Source organism: Salegentibacter sp. Hel_I_6 (assembly GCF_000745315.1).
Taxonomy (GTDB): domain Bacteria; phylum Bacteroidota; class Bacteroidia; order Flavobacteriales; family Flavobacteriaceae; genus Salegentibacter.
In genome coordinates this window covers 3498318-3519538 of the sequence record NZ_JQNQ01000001.1, presented here as the reverse complement: position 1 = coordinate 3519538, position 21221 = coordinate 3498318, and the positions used below count along the sequence as shown (strand labels likewise).

The 21221-nt window shown below is 33.3% G+C and carries 20 protein-coding genes; 8 read left to right on the top strand and 12 right to left on the bottom strand.

The features are described from left to right. Positions 1–3: 3 nt before the first annotated feature. The 7 genes from FG27_RS18765 to FG27_RS15575 all read right to left on the bottom strand — a co-directional run bounded on the left by FG27_RS18765 (position 4) and on the right by FG27_RS15575 (position 4991). Positions 4–258, bottom strand: a complete 255-nt coding sequence (locus FG27_RS18765; protein ID WP_051935887.1) for a hypothetical protein — start codon at positions 256–258, stop codon at positions 4–6. Positions 259–519: 261 nt separating this feature from the next. Next, positions 520–1029 (bottom strand): GNAT family N-acetyltransferase, encoded by a 510-nt coding sequence (locus FG27_RS15600; protein ID WP_037320743.1) that lies wholly within the window; start codon positions 1027–1029, stop codon positions 520–522. 101 nt (positions 1030–1130) lie between these two features. Then, positions 1131–1688 carry a GNAT family N-acetyltransferase gene (locus tag FG27_RS15595; protein ID WP_037320742.1) on the bottom strand — a complete coding sequence of 186 codons (558 nt, stop codon included), beginning with the start codon at positions 1686–1688 and terminating at the stop codon, positions 1131–1133. A gap of 63 nt (positions 1689–1751) precedes the next feature. Continuing rightward, a complete protein-coding gene (locus tag FG27_RS15590; RefSeq protein WP_037320741.1) occupies positions 1752–1949 on the bottom strand; it encodes a hypothetical protein in 198 nt (65 codons plus the stop codon). A gap of 45 nt (positions 1950–1994) precedes the next feature. Further along, a complete protein-coding gene (locus FG27_RS15585; protein ID WP_037320739.1) occupies positions 1995–2516 on the bottom strand; it encodes a GNAT family N-acetyltransferase in 522 nt (173 codons plus the stop codon). Positions 2517–2817: 301 nt separating this feature from the next. Next, positions 2818–3915, bottom strand: coding sequence for a serine hydrolase (locus FG27_RS15580; RefSeq protein ID WP_037322365.1), 1098 nt, complete (start codon positions 3913–3915; stop codon positions 2818–2820). A gap of 5 nt (positions 3916–3920) precedes the next feature. Continuing rightward, a complete protein-coding gene (locus FG27_RS15575) occupies positions 3921–4991 on the bottom strand; it encodes a serine hydrolase (RefSeq protein ID WP_037320736.1) in 1071 nt (356 codons plus the stop codon). Between the two features lie 361 nt (positions 4992–5352). On the opposite strand from FG27_RS15575, the gene FG27_RS15570 reads away from it, so the two are divergent. Then, entirely contained in the window at positions 5353–7626 is a 2274-nt protein-coding gene (locus FG27_RS15570) for a hypothetical protein (protein ID WP_037320733.1), read from the top strand. Positions 7627–7869: 243 nt separating this feature from the next. Here FG27_RS15570 and FG27_RS15565 read toward each other — a convergent pair whose 3' ends face one another. The 3 genes from FG27_RS15565 to FG27_RS15555 all read right to left on the bottom strand — a co-directional run bounded on the left by FG27_RS15565 (position 7870) and on the right by FG27_RS15555 (position 10961). Continuing rightward, a complete protein-coding gene (locus tag FG27_RS15565; protein WP_081912634.1) occupies positions 7870–8982 on the bottom strand; it encodes a carboxypeptidase-like regulatory domain-containing protein in 1113 nt (370 codons plus the stop codon). 85 nt (positions 8983–9067) lie between these two features. Next, positions 9068–10090, bottom strand: a complete 1023-nt coding sequence (locus FG27_RS18760; protein ID WP_051935886.1) for a helix-turn-helix transcriptional regulator — start codon at positions 10088–10090, stop codon at positions 9068–9070. Then, entirely contained in the window at positions 10083–10961 is an 879-nt protein-coding gene (locus FG27_RS15555) for a hypothetical protein (RefSeq protein WP_156101247.1), read from the bottom strand. The genes FG27_RS18760 and FG27_RS15555 overlap by 8 nt, the downstream gene beginning before the upstream one ends. Before the next feature lie 620 nt (positions 10962–11581). Between FG27_RS15555 and FG27_RS15550 the strand changes: the two genes are divergently transcribed. From FG27_RS15550 to FG27_RS15535, 4 genes are all read left to right on the top strand, one after another. Further along, positions 11582–14314 carry a hypothetical protein gene (locus tag FG27_RS15550; protein ID WP_231563339.1) on the top strand — a complete coding sequence of 911 codons (2733 nt, stop codon included), beginning with the start codon at positions 11582–11584 and terminating at the stop codon, positions 14312–14314. 124 nt (positions 14315–14438) lie between these two features. Beyond that, positions 14439–15314, top strand: a complete 876-nt coding sequence (locus FG27_RS15545; protein WP_037320719.1) for a retropepsin-like aspartic protease — start codon at positions 14439–14441, stop codon at positions 15312–15314. A gap of 167 nt (positions 15315–15481) precedes the next feature. Then, entirely contained in the window at positions 15482–16324 is an 843-nt protein-coding gene (lgt, locus tag FG27_RS15540; protein WP_037320716.1) for a prolipoprotein diacylglyceryl transferase, read from the top strand. Between the two features lie 28 nt (positions 16325–16352). Further along, a complete protein-coding gene (locus FG27_RS15535) occupies positions 16353–16823 on the top strand; it encodes a hypothetical protein (protein ID WP_037320713.1) in 471 nt (156 codons plus the stop codon). 47 nt (positions 16824–16870) lie between these two features. On the opposite strand, the gene FG27_RS15530 is transcribed toward FG27_RS15535, so the two are convergent. Next, the gene (locus FG27_RS15530) at positions 16871–17680 is read right to left on the bottom strand and encodes a DUF5694 domain-containing protein (protein ID WP_037320709.1); all 810 of its coding nucleotides are present in this window, start codon (positions 17678–17680) and stop codon (positions 16871–16873) included. A 129-nt stretch (positions 17681–17809) separates the two neighbouring features. Between FG27_RS15530 and FG27_RS15525 the strand changes: the two genes are divergently transcribed. The 3 genes from FG27_RS15525 to FG27_RS18755 all read left to right on the top strand — a co-directional run bounded on the left by FG27_RS15525 (position 17810) and on the right by FG27_RS18755 (position 20562). After that, positions 17810–18871 carry a sensor histidine kinase gene (locus FG27_RS15525; RefSeq protein WP_037320708.1) on the top strand — a complete coding sequence of 354 codons (1062 nt, stop codon included), beginning with the start codon at positions 17810–17812 and terminating at the stop codon, positions 18869–18871. After that, positions 18855–19562, top strand: a complete 708-nt coding sequence (locus FG27_RS15520; RefSeq protein WP_037320707.1) for a LytTR family DNA-binding domain-containing protein — start codon at positions 18855–18857, stop codon at positions 19560–19562. Before FG27_RS15525 ends, FG27_RS15520 begins: the two co-directional genes overlap by 17 nt. A gap of 820 nt (positions 19563–20382) precedes the next feature. Next, positions 20383–20562: a hypothetical protein gene (locus tag FG27_RS18755; protein WP_156101246.1), complete on the top strand. Its 180-nt coding sequence runs from the start codon at positions 20383–20385 to the stop codon at positions 20560–20562. A 205-nt stretch (positions 20563–20767) separates the two neighbouring features. On the opposite strand, the gene FG27_RS15510 is transcribed toward FG27_RS18755, so the two are convergent. Next, on the bottom strand, positions 20768–21130 hold the full coding sequence (locus FG27_RS15510; protein ID WP_037320706.1) for a hypothetical protein: 363 nt from the start codon (positions 21128–21130) through the stop codon (positions 20768–20770). Positions 21131–21221 lie beyond the last annotated feature (91 nt).

Here is a 21221-nt window from a genome sequence, read left to right as displayed (position 1 = left end):
AAGCTAATTAAATAACCGCTCTACAATCATTGATGAAAAATAATTAACGCCGATCCTAATAGATTCTTCATCTACAGCAAAGCCTGGAGTATGTGGCATTGCGCTAATTCCTTTCTCATAATTTGAACCTACCAGAAAAAAATACACTCCTGGAATTTTCTCCTGAAAGTATGCAAAATCATCCGCAGATTGGCCTGAAGCTACGCCATACATAAGTATTAGGTGTGTTTCCCCATAGATTTCAGCCATGCTTTTCATAGTAGCCCGGATCAATTACTTTTTATTCATTAGAGTATTCTTTATAGGCATGCCAATATCAAAATAAACTGAACGTAGGTTTTCAGAAAAGTCGGACTCGCTTATTTCCTTTTTAATAGCGCTTAAAAAATTTTTTAGTTGTTTCTTATCGCTTGCATCTATTATTGCGCTTATTTTAAGTTCATCGTCAGATTTTTCGATAAAATAATCACTCTTATCCGCTATTTAATTTTTGTAAGCGGTAGTTTTTATCTTCCAACACTACCGACTAATTTGAAAAATATTAAAATTTTTTATCCTTTTTTCGAAAGACATTCCGTTTCTTAATGCAACTTTTTCAGAAGCCAAATTGTCTATATGAATCATTGAAATTAGGGAATCAGCATAATTATTCTCAAAGGCAAAATTTCGACATTTTATTGCTGCTTCTATAGCAAAGCCCTGATGCCAAAATTCCGGAAGAATAGAATACCCAATTTCAAGTCTTTCCATATTTTCAATAGTTTGAATTAATAGTCCACATTGACCGATGAGTCGATTTGTTTTCTTGTCTATCAGGGCATTCATTCCTCCTAAACTATTATCGTATCTATAAAAAACCTTTTTAAACCAAATCTTACATAATTCATGTTCTGACAATGCTGAATCAAGATCTAAGTGTTTTGCTATATCTTTTGCATTAAATAAACTTACCCAAGAATCAAAATCTTCCGGTTGTACTAGCCGGAATTTAAGCCTTTGGGTTTCCTCCCCTGTAAGTAGATATTTCATTTTTAGCTTTTATTGAATATCATAGGCTGAACAGAAATTTTGTTTTATTTTTTTCTTAATTATGGACAAAGCATTCCTTATTATATTAAGCCCACATTTTTCTATTGCTTACTGGTATTATTAAAGTCAGCCTCTAAAATAGCATATTCAAAAGTATCAGACCAACCGTCTTTTAGAGGTAAAACTTTTCGTTTTCTTCCCTCTCTAAGCATACCAACTTTTTCTAAGGTACGCATACTGCCTATATTATCTACTGCACATCCAGCTTCAATCCTATGTAATTTAAGTTCCTCAAATCCGAAAGTCAGGATTCTATTTAAAGATTCCGTTGCATAGCCTTTATTCCAAAAATCAGAATGAAATTTATACCAGACTTCTGCATTTTTAAATTTAGGTTTACCCAAATTCAATGATATCAAACCAATAAATGATTCGTTTTCTAATAATTCCACTTTGAATGTAAGATTTTTCTTTTCTGGATTGTTATTCTTTTCAATCCAATCTTTAATTATTTTTTCTGTTTGATTAATATTTTCAGGAATGCCTAGCGTATTGAATTTATCAGTTTCGGGAAGCGAATGTAGATTGTGTATCTTATCTAAATCTGATAAGGAAATAGGTGTTATGAGTAGGCGATTAGTTTGAAATTTAATACTCATATTAGAATTTTGAAAATTTTCATAAATTTTAGTGGCTTAATTAAAAATACAAGTGATTAGCTTCTAATTCTCAAAAATAGCCACGGCCCGAACCGGTGAACCTGTGCCGCCGCGTATTTTTAATGGTAATCCAATAAAGCGAAATCTTCCCTTTCCTATTAATTTATATAAGTTCACCATATTTTCGTAATGGGTGAAATTCATTGCTCCACAAATATGATGTACTTCTCTATTTGAAATCCTGGATACTCCAGGAGACATTGTCTCAAAGTAGGTTAATTACTTATTCTTTGCTATAAACGGTTACTAGCTCGTCTTTAGCTTTGCGTAAATATCAACACTTAAAAATTGTCCATTTTTTACTTCACACTCTTTCATCGTTCCTTCGTGCTGGAAATCGAGTTTTGCCATAGCCTTTTTACAGTTTCTATTATCGGTATTCACAAAACCTTCAATGCGATGAATACCAAGTTTTTCAAAACCGAAATTGCAAATTAATGGCATTGCCTCTGTCATAATTCCTTTACCCCAAAAATCTGGCAATAACCAAAGCCCGATCTCTGCCTTTTTATGTTCTAAAGATAAATCATTTAAACCGCCAGCTCCATAGAATAATTTATTATCAGGAGAGCAAATTGCCCACCAAAATTGCCTGGAATCAGCAAACCAATCCATTTGCTCTCTTGTAGCTTCCAGGCTTTCAAAACTTACCCCGTAATGTTTGATCACCTCCGGATTGGAAAGCCCTTTATGGATGTTTTCAATATCGGAAGCTCTTATCCCCCTAAGTAAAAGCCGGTCGGTTTTTATGTTTGCAATTTCTTTCAAATTGTATAGTTAAATTTGGATTTTTTTCAGCCTAAATAATAATTATTAACTCTGGATAATTCTTTTATATTCTGTACGTTTTTACGCTGTTATTTCAAGTAAAATCGTCGAGAATATCCACACCTCTAAATTCTAATCCCCGAGCAGTGGTTAATTGTTTCTCGGTACCAATTTATCAAAAAAAGTATCAAGGTTTTCATAAACAAATAATTCATTTTAACAAGCCTCCTAAGGAAAGACTCTTCATTTTCTTTCGGAGTTGCAAGGAAGCAAGGAGTTTAGATTCTACGCAGGTTTATTTTTATTCTGTGCTTTGTTTATCAGCTATCAAATTTTTAAAGAAATCTACTACTTTAGAAGCCCCGGTTTTCCCGCCATCATCAATATTCGATAATATAACTACCGTGTAATTATCTTCTGTAAAATCTATAAGTTCAGCGTGAATACCGTACCAACCGCCGCTGTGCCCAATTATGGTTTGGTTGTATCTATTATCAATATCAATTCCATATCCTAAGTGGGTGTTATAGCCTTTTACTTTTGGCTCCAACATCAAAGATGTTGTTTCATTGTTTAATAACTTGTGATTTCTCAAAGCTTTTGAAAACTTAAATAAATCTCCAACCGTAGAATAATAAAATCCGGCTGGGGATGCTTTGGTCAAGTAATACTCATTTTTCTTCAGGGTTTTGTTCTGACCAAAATGTGAAGTATATCCGCTTGCTTTATTTTTCACGACTGAATCTACGGCAATTTCCGAGGTTGCGATCATCTCTGAAGGCTCCAGAATATGCTTTCTTATATAATCGTAATAATTTTCTCCGGAAACTTTCTCGATAATTAATCCCAGAACCACAAATCCAGTTCCGCTATAATCATATTGAGTTCCTGGTTTAGATAGTAGCGTATCATTTGCAAATAATGGTACAAAATCTGATATTTTATGGTAATGTGAATTTTTGATTTTATCTAAATCATTCACATAGAAGTTGTTCAATCCCGAAGTATGCGTTAAAAGTTGATGGACTGTAACGGAATTCCTAACGGTTTCATTTGGGTAATCCGGTAAGTACTCCCCTATTGGTTTCTTTAACGCAATTTCACCCTGTTCATACAGTTGTAAAGCTGCCACTGCCGTAAACATTTTTGTAATAGAAGCGATATTAAATTTAGTATCAATGTTGTTTTTCACATCATATTCTATACTTGAAAGTCCATAAGCCCGTTCGGCAATTATTTTATCCTTTTGTGCAACCAGTATTGTTCCTGAAAAATCATCTCCAGATAATTCATTCAAAAATGAATCTATTTTTTCTTCTATCTTCAAATCACTTTGAGAGGAACTAATTGAAGTATAAAATATTATAAATAAAGCTATTAAGGCTTTTGAAGCTTTCATAAATTTCAATTTAATGCTTTCTTTTTAGTAATCGTAGACCTAAAAAAATTGGAAACCTCTTCCTTCCCATCATTATCAATATTGGATAAAATGATTACCGTGTAGCCAGAATCTAAAAAATCCATCCATTCACATCTTATTCCATACCAACCGCCAAGATGTCCAATAATGGTTTCTTCATATCTTTTATCTACATCAATTCCGTAGCCCAGGTGGGTATTGTAACCTTTAACTTTGGGTTGTAGCATAAGATCTGTAGTTTCCTTTCTCAGGAGATTATGATTTCTCAAAGCTTTTGAAAATTTAAAAAGATCTTTAGCGGTTGAATAATAGCCTGATGCTCCTGAAGCCTTTGATAATAAATAATCATTTTGAGCTAAAGATTCGTCTTCACGTAAGTAAATAGAGTAGCCATTAGCTGTATTATAGTTAAGCCCGTCTATTTCAGGTGCTTCGGTATCACCCATATTTAATGGTCTAAAGATATTTTTTTTCAAATAGTCATAATAATTTTCTCCGGTTACCTTCTGTATTATTAAACCTAATAAAACAAAACCTCCTCCATTATATTCATATTTACTTCCAGGAGAAAATGCTAATGAATCGTTGGCAAATAAAGGTAAATAATCATCAAGTGCTCTATACTTGTTTTTATTAGAGCTTTGATATTCCTCTCCGTAAATAGCTTTTGTACCGGCCGTATGGGTAAGTAAGTGATGGACTGTTACGGAATCTAATACTTTTTGGTTAGGATAATTATCTAAGTAATTTCCAATTGGTTTATTTAAATCAATTTTTCCTTCTTCATAAAGCTTGAGAACACCCACAGCCGTAAATGATTTTGTAATTGAGGCTATATTGAATTTAGTATCAATTTTATTTTTTACGTCGTATTCTATACTTGATAGTCCATAAGCCCTTTCCTCAATTATTTTATCATCCTTCGCTACTAATATTGTTCCTGAAAACTTTGAACCATCGATGCTATCTAAATAGCTTTTGATTTGATAATTGGTAGATTGCGAATATGCTGAAGTAAATATTAAGGTAAATAGCAGTAGAATTTTAACTCTCATTGAAATTGAATTTTGATAAAAATAGTGTATAACGGTTTAAATTTTGCAAGTATCTACATTTGAAAAGTGGAATTGCAGGTTTTACCATTTTCTGTAATTTCTAAAATTACGTTTTTTTTGCAAAATTCATAGTTTCCCATAAAACGCCTAAAAAGAAAATACCAATATCTCATAGTTATGAGAAGAGATATCTTAAAGGCTCTTTATTTTATTAAAAAGTAAAATTTTTGATAGATTTAAAATTCTTTTTCCTTAACTTTTTTATTTAAAAAGTATTTTTAATACTAAGTTGAGTATTCCTAATACAATTGTAAAGAACAAATTACAACAAATCCACTGAAGAGATTACCATACTTTCACAATGCTACAAAGGGTGCCATTTCTTATTTTACTTTTTTGGAGTAGTTCTTCCATTTCTTCTCAAGATTTCAACAATTTTCCTGAAGACCAATTCGCACTCTATTTTGAATTACCTAGGCCACTGGTTCATCTGCATTTAAATAAATCAAAATTTTCTTCTCCTGATAAAATTTGGTTTACCGCATACTTATTTGAGCAAACTCAAGGAGTACCGTTCGAGTGGGAAAGAACACTTTATTGCGGACTATATGATGAGGATGGGAATCAGCTAACGGAGTTTTCTTTTTTATTGGAAAATGGTATTGCTTCTGGAAATATACCTATTATTCAGGATTTGGCTCCAGGTATTTACTTAGTTAAAGCATATACCAATTGGATGAAAAACTTCAAGGAAAGTGTCCCATTTTCACAACGAATCGTAGTGGGCTCTCCATTGTTACAAAAGAATACGGAAAATCTTGACAGTATCGTAATAACTAGCGAGGCCCAAAATTTAGTTTTAAATACCTCAAATACCATTGGTTTTAAAATAGAAGGTTTTAATCCTAAAAGTCCATCGATAAAAGAAGTAAGAGTTGTAGATAAATATGGTGAGGAAGCAGATAGTCCTGTGCTAACCAATGACTATGGTGAGGGTAAGTTCACCCTGTACTATCAGGAGAATCAAACATATTATCTTAAAATTCGTATGGAATCTGGTGCATTTTTGAAGAAAAAGCTGCCGCCAGCAAATCCTAAAGGAATTGCTATGAGTACCAATAACTTTTTAAAAGATAAAGTTGTAATTAATCTCACCACCAATAAAAATTCAATATCGGACGAGGATTTCTTTTTAGTGCTTCATAAGGATGGAGCACTGCACTGGAAAAAATTTAGTATTACCCAGGAAAATACTTTAATTTCTTTTCCCAGAGAAAATCTTAGTGCCGGGGTCAATATAATTACGCTAATGGATAAAGGATTAAATCCGATTGCAGAACGAATGATTTTCAGCGAGTTAGATCTCCCGGAAATTAAATTTGATAAAATAGAATCGAAAAACGATAGCATATTTGTAAGTGCTCGCTTTAATAATCTTACTGCCAATGATCTTGCAAAGTTTAGTATTTCGATTGATCATTCGGAAACTCCCAAGCACGATTTTTATAATTCGATCACCTCTTCATTTCAGTTTAAACCTTATATCAACAGTAATTTACCGGAAGATCCTGATCTTTACTTAAACCCCGGACAATTAGACATCACCTTGTTTAATGAAGGATGGAGTAATTTTAAATGGAATGAGATTTTCTATAACCCTCCAGTAGTAAATTACAAGCTACAAAATGGGATCAGATTTCAAGGTGAGGTTTTACTTGATAATGAACCTCAGGCATCTAAGGATATTATCTTTTTTAAAGATAATATTATGGACTTTTTTATAGTTCAAACTGATTCCCTCGGCAAGTTTACATCTGAAAAAATTCTATTCAATGATGAAGTATTTAGAGTTTCCATTTTGGGAGAAGACGAGACTTTAATTAAGCCCGATTTGTTTATAGCCTTTAATCCAATCAACCAAGACCCCTATGATACTTTTCCAACTTCAGACAGTATTTCCAACAAAGGTTATCCAGAAGATAGTGGACAAACTCTAAGGGGTAGGACCACCGAAGAATTAGAGGAAGTATTAATAACCGCTCGGAAGGCTGCCGAAAATCGAATAGCCACCGGAGCGGCGTATGAAAAATTTAAAGTCACTCCGGAATTAGTAAAGCATAATCCGTTAGTAACAGATTTAATTAGAAAAGCGGGATTTAAAGTGCGGAGAAATGGATATAATCTCATAATAGGTCCTAAATCCCCATCAAATTCACCTTCTGGCACACCTCCAAAAGTATATCTTAACGACTTTGAAATATTTGATAATAGTGAACTTATTAATATGCCTTTAAGTAGTATTGATGAAATATATTTTGAGCATATTGGGGCTGAAGGGAATAAAGGTGGAACTATTCGTATTTACGAAGATGTACCGAAGGAAGATTGGAACGAAGAAAATTATAAAGAAATTATAGTGAGTAATGCCTACCAAAACCAAGAAGTTTTTAAAAGTAAAAAGTTTAAAGAAAAAAATTCTAATGATACATTTTGGATTCCGCAAGTAAAAAGTAAGAAAGGATCGTTTAAATTCAGTTTCCCAAAAAATGATTCTAAGATTTATTATCTAAATATTCAAGGGTTTTCAAAAAATGGTCGACTAATATCAACCATGAAGGAACTTAAATTCAACTAAGCTTTGGGTTGTAACTAAGTGTTCAAATTAATTTAAATTGTTACATAATAGATTTGAAACAAAATTCCAAGAAACATTGTAAGCATGAGATATATAGAAACGGAATGCTGACCGGAGAGGCTAACTCCGCAAGTTGTATATCCTAACTTACGGCAATATCATACTATTGCTGTTTCATAATATTTCTTGCTCAATTTCTAAATTTTCAATTTATAAAAAATCAAGATTTATTTAACGATGACCCTATTGAAACATTTCAAAATTATAATCTAAGGGTAAAAGTTCTGAAATACGTTTGTATGACATATCACCTTTCAAGATAATGGATTCAGGTGGGGAATGGTTTCCCAGGTAATCAATTGTAAATTTACCGTTTGTTATTAATCCAGATTGTTGAATATCACCATATAATATCGCTATTTCATCAACCAGCAATTCCACCTGAATCATATTTTTATTTTGGACAATTTCAAAATATTTATAGGTTGGCACCTGAAATCTTTCATAGAAAATTTTGAAACTATTTTCCTCAAGTTTTTTATTGTAAAGAGATCGCATAAAATGTAATGATGATCCCAAATAGCTCAATTTTCTGTTCCTTACTATTTTCTTAGATAATCTCTTTTTTAAAGGCTCAAAAAAACTAAAACCTTCAGAATAGGTTGAAAATGGTAATATTAAACCACTACTACTCATTTTAAAATTCACCTTGAAATCGGTTAAGTTATATTTTACAACATAACCCAAATATTTATTTTCTATTATTAAAGGTTCGTCAGAACTGGCTACAAGTGTTTTAGATGAGGGAATATATCTTAATTCAATTGAATCCTCATTAATAATTTTACAAGCAGAAGCTGATTTATTTGAACCCAGGAACTCCCTTTTAAATATCCGTAATTTTCTTAGTCTCGACCAGGGATCAGTTTCCAGATGTACTGTATTTAATTCTTCAAGTTTCTCTTTAAGATAAACATCTGGCAATGAATTTAATGACTTATAGTCCTGTTGATTAATAATTACAGGTTCGTAGCCCAGGGAACTTATAATGAGAGAAGAATTGTTTTCCTTGAATAAGATTTCATAATAGCCTAACTTATTTGTAGAAACTCCTATGCTTGTACCGTCAAAGTAAACTGAAGCTCCGTAAATTGCTGTGGAATCCTTAGCCCGGTATACTTTTCCAGTTAATTGATTTTGAGAGAAAACATTTGTTTGCGTTAAAAAGATTATAGCCAGAAGAAGTAATAAACATAACCTCCTATATCTAGACAAAAAGAAAATCTCATTGGATAAATTAAAATAAATATTCTTCTTGTACGAACACAAATTTAGTAGTCTAAAAATTACACCCATAATATTAGTTAAATAACTACTAATATAGTTATTTAAAACTTTTATTAATGAGAATGATTAAATTAGTTCCGACATACTTTATAAACTATTTTAAAAATGACCTGGTTTTAAAATTCATTGCCTCCTTTCTAGATTTTATTTTAAGTTTAGAATATATACTTCCTATATGCGATTTTACCGTAGTCAATTCAATATTACATTCATTTGATATCTCTTTATTGCTATATCCATTTTGTACTAGATCGAATATTTTTCGTTCTTGCACGCTTAATTTCTTGATTTTTTGGTTCTTGATTTTAAAATAGATTAAGGCGCCAATTAAGAGAACCACCACTGCTCCTGCCAAAAAAATAATGTATAGTGAAATTTTATTTGTCTTGAAACTACTCTCACGGGTTGGGAATTTTTGCCTAAAAGACTTAAAATAAGAACTGTTTTCTTTTTCCCATTTTGATAGGTAGTTTTCGTAGAATACGGGGTTTTCTATATAATCTGATTGGAAATCTGTCTTGTAAATCGCATAAAGCGAAACCAAAGGAATTGAACTGGTATCTGCCACCACTTTCAGTTTTTCTGAAACCACCTCTACAATAAATTCTTTTTCTATTATTGAATTCTCATAGTCTATAGAATTTGGGTATTTAGATAACCCTTTTATATGATCCACTGTATTCATATAGTCCGCTCCCTCTATTCTTGAATTCGAAAATATAGGTAGACCTTCAGTATTGAAAATTCCTATTCTAGAATCTCGTTTCGCTATTAGAAATATGAAATTTTCATCTCTACTCCCAATAACCAGAGAGTTTGGAGAAACACCTTTTTTTACTATATGCAATCGTAAAAAAGACCATTTTTCCGGTATCTTATCCAAATCAATTTTGAAATTACCGAGACTGTCAATAACTGCGCTCGTAATTATCAAATCATTAGAAACAGCATACTCCTTATCGAATGTTTTTATATATGAAACATATATTTTTCTTTCCCAGGTATCGTCCAATATCAGTTTACCATATATTTCACCTGGGTTTTCAGAAAATGCTTTAATTTGACTGCAAAATATTAGAAAGAGAATGGCTATAGTATTCCTTAATATATTATTCATCTATAGTTGGTTTTATATACTGCAAAACTGACATAGCCACAGTTCCTTCAGATCTTTGAGAAGAAATTTTTATTTGCCATTCTCCAAGTTCAGTATCTGAGATCGTTTTATCAAGAGCACCTGAGGTAAACTCTACCTCATCTCTATCGTCATCCGAACCAGATTTTGAATTGAACTTTAAAGAGAGTTCTCCCTCTTTGCTTCCTTGAGGGTTATAAATTTCAATTAAAGTATTTCCCAAACTTATGTGCGCCCTGATGCCAATTTTCAAACTCCCTTTTGAAGTAACTTTAAAAGCTATTGGTTTATTATTATCGGAATGACTTGAGAGTGTAATATTTTTCAAGAGAATGGTTTCAGCACTATCTCTCCATTCTTGAACCTTCATTCTTTGTGCTCTGGCTTTTTCTCTCTGGATCTCAGCTAATTTTCTTTGCTCCTCTGCTTTTGCTCTTTCAATTTCAGCTTGTTTCCTAAGTTCATTAGCCTTTTCTCTTTGACCTGTGTCTTTTCCTCTTTGTTCCTCTGCCTTCTTCCTTTCAAGATTAGCTAACCTTCTTAATTCCTCAGCTTTTTGTCTCTGAACAGCAGCCAACTTCCTATGTTCAGCAGCTTTCTCTCTTTCAATTTGCATCAATGCTCTTTGTTCGAAAGCTTTTTTTCTTTGAATAGCCGCCAGCCTATATTGCTCTTTTACCCTTGCAATAAATTCCTCTTTATTCTTCTCATAGGTGACCATACTTTTTTTAATTTCATTATCAGGCAATCCTCTAGACTTTAATTGTTTTATATAAGCTGCTTTGTGTATCTCCCAACTTTCTTCTGCCGAAAAACTATCATTTAATTGATTCGGTGCATAAATTGAATTCACCTCCAAAGAATCCTGAACCTCTTGACTCAACAAAACATTGCTGCTTGCAAGAAAAATAAATAATAAAATTGTGTTTGTCTTCATAGCTCTAAAATTAATATTAATAAGTTCGTTTGAGGCAAATCTAATTTTTAGACTTCGAAAAACCTGGTGTAAAAGGGGTAGGAAAAAGGTATGAAAGAGGGTAGGAAGTATAGGTTTTTCTTGTTTTTAGAAAAAATTGTTCCAAATTAAGAGCTATTTTCCCGGGATTAGGAATTTGGATAAGTAGAGCTGACCATGTTCTTTAATCGCTAGCAAGCAACGATTTTATAAGTTCTTGTTGATGCATGTTATTATAGACCACAGTTTAATTTACAAAAATTTATATTTTAGTATTAATACTAAATAAGTTTAAATAAACAAGATAGGAGATTATATGTTTTACCTTACAAAGGCTATAGAGTGAAATTTAGCTAATGGTAATCGGTCCAAATCAAATTAGAAACAAAGCCTGTGGGAAATTTCTATATACGAGATTGATAAAAAAGCTGAATATACTAGCTCTCCAATTCTTATAGTATAGCTTACTGAAAAATACTATAGAAACTCGAACTTGGTAATCCTCCTAATTAAATTTCGTGAAATTAAGTATGATGGCACTTGAGCATTTTGGTAATAAAATAGAGCTGAAGGATTACTTAGGTAAGAAAGTCATTAATGTTCTGTTATTAGTAACATACGTCGCTCCTTTACTGCTGCAAAGCCAGGATAACCGGATAGAATTATATGGTGCCGAAAAAATTTACTTGCAATTAAGTTCTGAAATTTATGCATTAGATGAGCCAATATGGTTTAAAGCTATAGTAACCGATGCGAAAAATAATAAGCTTACAACCAAAAGCAGGGTGCTGCACGTTGAATTAATAAATAAGAATGAAGAAAGAGTTCTACACCAAAAAATCAAACTAGAAAACGGAATAGGTCACGGTGCTTTGGATCTTACAAGCGATTTTGAAGAGGGGCATTACCTAGTTAGGGCTTATACCCGTTGGAATAAAAATTTTGGGGATCGTTTTATTTTTAAGGAATATATAGAGATTGTGCCTTATGCCGATTGGAGTAAAATCAAACCCATTGAAAATATAGCCTATAATTCAACTGGAAATGGACAAGCTGTTTTAACCGGAACGGTAAAAGAAAAATTACTTCCCGATCAGAAAGAAATCCAGCTATACCTGGAAGGGAAAGACACAAAAGACACTGTTCTGGTAAATAAAACTAAAGGTGTTTTTTCCTTAAACCATAAAATTTCTGATGAGATAGACTGGCTAAATATTAGTTTAAATGAAAATAATAATTTAAAATATAATCAAACCATCCTTTTAAAGAAAACTACGCCAGATCTCCAATTTCTTCCTGAAAGTGGAAAAATAATTCATGGCTTTCAAAATACTTTAGGGTTTAAAGCTATAGGCCAGGATGGAAAAGGAATATCGGTTAAAGGAAGCATATTTAACGAGCAGGGTAAGAAAATAAAAGATTTCGAAACGAACCATTTAGGCATGGGGACCACTAACATTAAAGCGGATAGTACACAGTCTTATTATGCCAAACTTCAATCTTATAAAAACAAAACATATCCACTGCCCAAAGTTTACTCCGAGGGCAGTATTCTCTCCATCTCTAAAATTAAAAAGAAAGTACTGATTAAGGTGGCCTCAAATAAAGCGAAGTCAGATTATGTATATATCAATATTTCAAGTAGAGGTCGGGATTACTTTTTGGTCGAAGGCCCCTTACAAAACGGATATCTTACCAAAGCACTTCCCGCCGAAAATTTACCCCAGGGAATTCTCAAATTCACCTTATTGAATAAAGAAAGAAGGCCAGTGGGAGAACGCCTATTCTTTAATGAAACAGGAAAGAATAAATTGAAAATTGAAATTGAGACTGATCAAGAAAATTATATCGCCCGAGAAAAGACCAGCCTAAATATCAACATCCCTGACTCAACCGGGCCTAGTCTCTCTGTTATGGCTATTAATAAAAAATTCTGGCACCAGGGGAAAGGTGAAACCATACAATCCTATTTTCTATTAAGTTCTGAAATTCGTGGAGACATAGAAGAACCTGCTTACTATTTCCAGGAAGATAGTCTCTATCATTTTGAAGACCTGGATGCACTACTCCTCACCCAGGGATGGCGAAACTATAAATACCCGGCAACTATACCGACTGATTCCTTATTCCTGCCCGAAAAAGGTATCGAATTAAATGGGAACCTACATCTACCCTACAAGGAGAAAAGCTTACCAAAAAATGTTAGCATAAATTTGGCTACGTTTGGACGTGGGCCTAGCTTCTATAGTGGCAAAACCGATAATGTGGGTAGGTTTAGTTTCTTACTTGAAGACGAGCACGGTACATTACCGGTATTCTTAAACACCCACAATAAATCAAAGCATAAAATTGATTATCAGATTCTAATTGAGCAGGCAAAGTCTCCAAATATTTCATTTGAAGTTTTTCCGAACTATACAGAATCAGAGGTCGACAACCAAACGGTAAGGGAAATACAGCAACAACGAAAAAATAACAGAAACTCTTTTTCCGTAGATGGTATGAACCAATTGGACGAAGTACTACTTTCTGGGAAAGGGGCTACATCAGAAGAGTTGGCGCGTCACAAAAAATATGGAGAACCCGATGTGGTTATCCGGGGAGATGAAATCAGGGCAAAAGAAAAAAAATGGTCTTACGGGCTTTATAGTATTTTATTGTTCAATTACGGAGATCAAATTGAAATTGAACGTTTTCCAGATGGGTTTATGCTGGCGCACATTCGCGCCGGCCGGGGCGAACCAACATTACTTTTAGTAGATGGCCAACTTCTTAAAAAACACCAATATGATCTTGTGCCCCATATGGATCCCGGGGTTGTAGAACGAGTAGAACTTATTAAATATGCCAAATTCTTTAAAAGTAGGTACCTGGAGGTGTTTCCTGGTGCAGATCCTTTAAAATCCCCGTCCCTGGGACATATTATTTCTATTTCCACTAAAGGTGGCGGGGGGATTTATGCGCAGGGGAATCCTGCGCCAGGAACTTTGCGTACTTCAATCAATACCTTTAGCCCGGAAAAAGAATTCTATGCGCCAAAATATAAAGCATCGTTAGCTCCAGGTGAAAAGAAAACGGATTTTAGAACTTTGGTGCATTGGGCTCCAGAAGTTGAAGTAGGTAAAAATGGAAAGGCTTCATTACAATTTTTCAATCCTGATATTCCCGGAGATTATATTATCATCGTAGAAGGAATTAGCGAAAATGGGCGAATAGGTTACAAGCAGAAAAGCTACTCCATAGTTGAATGATAGGTGCTAATTTCTTAACAAGTCTAATCGGTCTTTTTTATCTACTAAATTGTAAAAAAATCTAGTAATTTGTTCTAATTATAGAATCTAACTACAGTTTTAAAAATCAAATCAAACCCCTTCTATGACCAAAGTAATAACAAGCCTATTCCTATTATTTACAATTTTAAGCTTTTCACAATCAAAACTCGCTGAACAGATTAAAATCCCGTTTACCCAAACTCCTAACGGACATATTATTATTCCAACAACCATCAACGGAGTTAAAGGAAATTTTGTTTTTGATACCGGCGCTGGCATCAACTTGCTGACCAAAGATTTTGCTGATAAAATCGAGGATCTTGAAAAAACCAATCATTTCTATACAGGCCATCGGGCGACGGGAGAAGAAATAAAATCTGATCTATGGAATTCTAAATCCCTGGAAATTGGAGGTTTCAAAACTACGAATCAAACTTTTGCGGTTTACGATCTGGAATTTCCTTTGGATGGTTTGATCTCTTTGACCCCTTTTAAAGATGGACAAATAACCATTGACTTCAAGAATAAAATATTGAGTGTTGAATCAGAAAAATCTCTTAATCAACTTATAGATAATAAAGAGTTTGAAATGCCCATTCAAATAACTAATGACAGGGATATTAGGATCGGTATTTCTACACCAGTAAAAATTAATGATGAACTTTCGCTAAACGTAGGCCTGGATAGCGGAGCCGGATTTGATGTTTACCGATTTAATTCCAGATATATGGAAAGTTTGGGTGTTGATTCAACGCAGGTTGAACGTAAATATCAACCGAGCAGCTTCAAGCCCGAAGAAGGAAACAACTATTATTTCACGGAATTAGATAAGCTAACCGATCAAGGAGAAAATACTTCAGTACAAAATTTTAAAGCCACTTTTATTGATGATTTAATTTATGAAGGTATTATGGGGATCAACTGGATTGGTGAAGTAATCACTATTGATATCCCGAATAAGAAATTAATAGTACAGTAGTAAAACCTGAAAGCTGATCTTAACTTTTTAGCTATAAGGGCGTGATTAAAGAAATCCTATTAAAAAAACAAATACCGAAACGTAACATATTGTTATCATTGGCAACTAATTACCAATGTCCCACAAATTACTGAATGAATTCCATTTCTATTTAAAACTCACGTGGATTGACTAATAGATTAGAAGGTAACATCTTATACTGGGATACAGATCCGGTAATCCTATGGATTACCGAAAACTTCCCTTTAAAATACTATGGACTCTTATTCGTGACCGGCCTTTTTCTGGGTTATTTTGTGGTAAAGCATATCTATAAAAAGGAAAGAATTCCTACTGAGCAATTGGATAGCTTGCTTACCTATATTGTCCTGGGAACGATCATCGGTGCCCGGCTAGGCCATTGCTTGTTCTACGAACCCAGTTATTATCTAGAACATCCAGTGGAGATGTTCCTTCCAATTAAAGAAATTAATGGCAGTTACCAATTTATCGGTTTTCAGGGACTGGCCAGCCACGGAGGGGCTATAGGGGTATTACTGGCTATAATACTTTATTGTAGAAAATATAAGCTAAAATTACTTTGGGTTTTAGATAGGGTTGCCATAGCGACACCAATAACCGGAGCTTTTATAAGATTTGGAAATTTTATGAACTCCGAAATATACGGCCAGCCCACAAGCGGTAGCTGGGGCGTTGTCTTTGAACGAGACGATTTAATTCCGAGGCATCCTACCCAGCTTTATGAAGCTTTTTCCTATCTGGTGATATTCGCAATATTATACGCATTTTATAGGGCTCAACCATTAAAAAAACCCAATGGGATTATTTTTGGTTTATTTTTAATCCTACTTTTCTTGGCCAGATTCATTATTGAATTTTTTAAGGAAAATCAGGTTGCATTCGAGAATCAAATGACGCTAAATATGGGCCAGTTGTTGAGCATACCATTTATGCTAATAGGTGTGACAATAATTGTAACAGTAAGCAGAAAAAAGCAAATTCGGAACTAATAAAAATCCCTTTAATTATCCTTCTAAAATGAAAACACTAAGTTTATTACTCCTCCTATTTTTAAGTATCACTTCATTATCTGCTCAGCAAATCGAATCTGAAAAGGTTTTTCTTGGCTATAAGTTCACAATGAACAATCAAAGGCTTGACCTGAAAGCAATGAAAAAGTTGATGATCGCAGATACAGAAGCTACACGTTTAATAAAAAAAGCAAGAAAAAATAATACAATCTCAACCATTTTAGGAAGTATCGGAGGTAGTTTTGTAGGAATTCCAATAGGAATTGCGGCTTCTAATCAAGATGCCCCTTGGGCACTAGCAGGGGTTGGTGCTGCTTTTATTGGAGTGGCTATACCTATTTCTATAAGGTCAAATAACCAGGCACTTGAAGCGGCAGAAAGAATTAACCAGGTTAATTCTTCACCGCCCAATCCTCTCCAGGTTACCTTTCATTTCATAGGGAACCAAAATGGGGTTGGCCTGGCTTTATCTTTTTAAAATTTCTTGATTTGGTTCTTTACTTAATGGATAAATTTGAACTCATATTATTTTAAGTAGCTATTGGGATTTATTACTTCATACTTTGGGCTCCTTTCTAACCACATATCAAAAAAAGCAGTATGGGTAGCTCCCATAAGGATAAAGACACGGTCATCTTCTTCTAATTCGATTTGGTTAAGATTGGAATACATAACCAAATTCCGATGATACATTTTTGCGGCTTCATCTGCTCCTTCTGCATTTCCTTCCGTTGAAATATGGGTTAGGATATCAGCATTTATATTGAGTAGCATATCTTTATATCTCGGATTGTTGCTCATTTGTAATTTTTGTAACACAGTCATCTCCTCCTCCGGATACTTTTTCTGCAGAGAATCCAATACGGTGAAATATTTCTTATAGGTTTCAATTCCATAGTTGTCATTTATTTTCTCTGCGATTCCATAATTATATCCCTCTTTATAGTCTATTCCATAAATACGTGTTGTTTTCGCAAGTCGGCCTACTTCGAATGCCAATAATTCCACCTCTGAAGGATTTTTAAATTTCATTTTAGGGTTTTGCTGATAATCTTTATAATCATTCTGTAAATACTCATTGTTATCCGGTAAGGTTTCTACAATAATTACAGTAGGTTTAAATTCAGCAATAGATTGAGCAATTTGATGTACCCGTGCGATGTTATCCTGATCGTGCTCATCAAATTCAGTAGTAGTAGCATCTGTAGTATACCCCATATGAAAGGTTCCCATATTTAATACCTTAACCGTGTTTTCAAATTTTACCGGTTCATTTAATTCCTGAGCTTGTAGTTGGATACTAAAAAGTATCATCATAATTAATGTGGTTCTCATTTCTTTAGTTTTTAAGTTTCCTCAAAAATCATATTTTAATGCTAGGCTGAATGGTTTTTTCTACAAACCCCTCCTACTTTTCGACAAACCCATCCCCACTCCTGCTTAGAATGTTTTAGTTTTACACTAATGAAATCATTTCCCTATACCGGCACTATGACCAAAAGAAAAGAGCTCCTTTTTCACGGCCTCTTTTGGTTGCTATTTTCTTACTTCGAGCTTATTCAGTTTGATCTTAGAAACCCCTATCTTTTTACCATCAGAAAATTAGATATCTTCGAGGTTTCTGCTAGTATCGTTTTTCTTACTACCTTCTATTTTAATTATATACTCATTCTCCCCAGGGCATTTGAAAAGCTTAACTGGAAAAGAATTCTTATTGGTATTGCCGCTGGATTTATGGTATTTATTTCCCTGAGATACGCCCTGGAAGAAGTCTTGATTGATCAATTTATCGGTCACGGTAATTATTTTGAAGGAACCGAACTTAGCTTCTACATTTATGATAACCTCTACTATGGCAGTTTCCCGCTCATTATCAGTTCTATTCTTTGGATTCTAATTTTTAATATTCGACTATTGGAATACAATAAACATATCGTTGAAGAAAAAAGTGCAACGGAAGTAAAGTTTCTTAAAGCTCAACTCAACCCCCACTTTATGTTTAACACCCTTAATAATATTTACTCCCTGGTTTATTTTAAATCTGATAAGGCATTGCCGGCAATTGAAAAATTGGGGGAACTAATGCGGTATACGACCTATGAAACCAATAAAGAGCGCATTGATTTACAGCAGGAATTTAATTATATAAAATCTTATATTGAACTTGACCAGTTAAGACACGAAGATGGAAATACTGTGACTTTTGAAATTAGTATTGAGAACTCCAATGTTCAAATACCCCCCTTTTTACTAAGTCCCCTGGTGGAGAATGCATTGAAACACGGAAAGTATAATAAGGAAAACCCAATACTTTTGGATCTTAAACAAACCAGCAATAGGCTGTTATTTAAAATCACGAATAAAATTAATAACCAGAAAAAAGATAAATTAGGAGGAATAGGTCTGGATAATCTTAGAAAAAGCTTAGCTATTAATTATCCCGATGCGCATTCTTTAGTGATCACACAGAATCAAGAGAATTTTAGTGCCCAATTAGAAATTAAGCTCGATGGAAAGACTAATTAAAACAATAATTCTTGATGATGAACCTTTTGCGGTTCGTTTATTAAAAGATTATGCTGGAAAGGTTTCCAACCTTAATATTATCTATGCAGGGAGTGATGCTTACAAAGCTCTTGAGCTGCTTAAGGAGTATGACAATACCCTGGTATTTATAGACTTACAAATGCCTGAACTCAGTGGAATGGAAATCATGCAAATGAGCAATAATTTCCAACATAACTTTATTATTACCTCAGCTTATCAAGAGTATGCTTTAGATGCTTTTAAATACAAGGTAATCGACTTCCTGGTGAAACCTATTTCTTTTCAGCGGTTCTATGAAAGTGTCGAGAAATATTTAGCCTGGCAGAACTCTTTTAAAGCTGCTTCTAATTCTTCTGTTAAAAGCAGGGATTTCTATATTAAAGCAGAAAGAAAGGTCTACCGTATCATTCCTGAAGAAATCATATATATCGAGGGCCTAAAGGATTATATTAGAATCCACACTAAAAACGATAAAATTATAGCGCACGAGAATATGAAAGATATTATCGAGATGCTACCAAAAAATGAGTTCCTAAGAATTCATAGGTCTTATATTATTCCCTCTGGAAAAATAAAAATACTTGAAGGCAATAGTATTTGCCTGGATGGAGATATTCGGTTACCTATTGGAGAAACATACCGCAAGGTTATTAAAGCCAGATTTACCTAGCTTCCTTTCCTTATTTTACCAAAAATAAAATTTAAGAGGTTGCGATGTTTTTGTAAATCCAATAAAATATATAATATGTGTTACCGTACTAAACTCAACGCTAAACTTAGTTATATAGAACGTACATTAGATGCCAGGTTTATTGCACCATCTTGCATTAGCATCTTCAGCTGTTTAAGGATCTTGTTTTTCCAACTAGATCTATCCCCGAATTATGTGCAATAATGAATAAATTCTCTGCATCATTCATTACCCAGGATACTACAATTAAATCTATAAGGTCTTTTCTTGTTCCTATTCCTTTACCGTAAAAAAATAATAAAATCTGTTATCAGCCATATCATTACTAATCTGAGTATTATCGAAGTAGTCAGTTCTTGAAAATTTCTTTAATGGTGGAGTATACATAAATTCTGAATCTTATAAATTCTTTGATTATAAGTTTTGAACTTCGAGCGATGATAAGATTTCAAATAAACCTTTTCACGGCTAAATTATAATATATCACTCTAAAAATAGTATTAATTCCTATTTTATGGTTTTATTCCTTCTTAAATTTTACTATGATTTTTATAAAAGCTTTTGGAGTATTATTGAAGTGGTTTGCTATGCAATATTGTATCAAGCTTAGAACAGGATGATTTTTTCGTAAAATCAGAATTAAGATCCTAGAAAGTTTAACCGGCGTGCCAACACGTAAAGGCATGGAATATGCCATTGTTAGTAATGCTAGATCGTGAATGTGGTTTCATCCAGGTATGGGCATATATCGAACCAAATGTTCTTTGGTGAGGCAACCAGGATGCTCCAAAACGCTGGAATGGATTTTAAAATTCAATCAATAAACAGAAATGACCGAAGTTTCGCTATGGATTTTATTATCAATGATGAAAATCAATTCATAGTGAAAAATGAAGGAGACAAAATTCTACCTATGCTTAGTTTCCTAATTCATTTAATTTCAGTTTCGAAAAAAATGGTTTTGAAAAATATTATATAAATATTCAGGGATTTACAGAAACTGGACAACTTATATCTAAAAAAAGACACTAAGAATAGACTGATATGCTCGGTACTAGTAAAGTACACGGATAAAGATGACGAGACAAGATTAGGAAAATTAAATCCCGAAAATAAGTAGTGAAAATATTAGAAAAAAATTATTCCCACCAGAGTAATTTAAATAATTCCTTGTTTAGAAAAATTTAAAAAAGTGGTCTTGAAGGAAGAGGTTTACTGGTTAAATCATAATCAGGCATTATATTTTTTAACACATCGGCTGGCGTAATCCTGAAATCATTACGGTTAAAGAAATTTTTCATTTTTAAATTTGATAAAGAAATAGCAAAATCTCCATCTTTAATATTTTGTAGAGAATGATTTACAAGATTTACCCCTCTTAAATCTAAAGCTAGCCTAAAATCCATAGCGTCAGCATCTGCTGAATACACAACTTGTTTTAAACTGGGAAGCATATTTTTATTCTTGATAGTTGTGGTATCAGATTGTGCAAATCCGGAAGTCAGACTACTTAGTATAAGTACCAAAAGACAGTAAATTTTTTTCATAAGGTGAATTATTTATTAAATATAGGAAAAATATAATTTTAAAGTAACTGGTTAGCTGAGCAAAATTATCAAACAATACGTTTTGCATCGA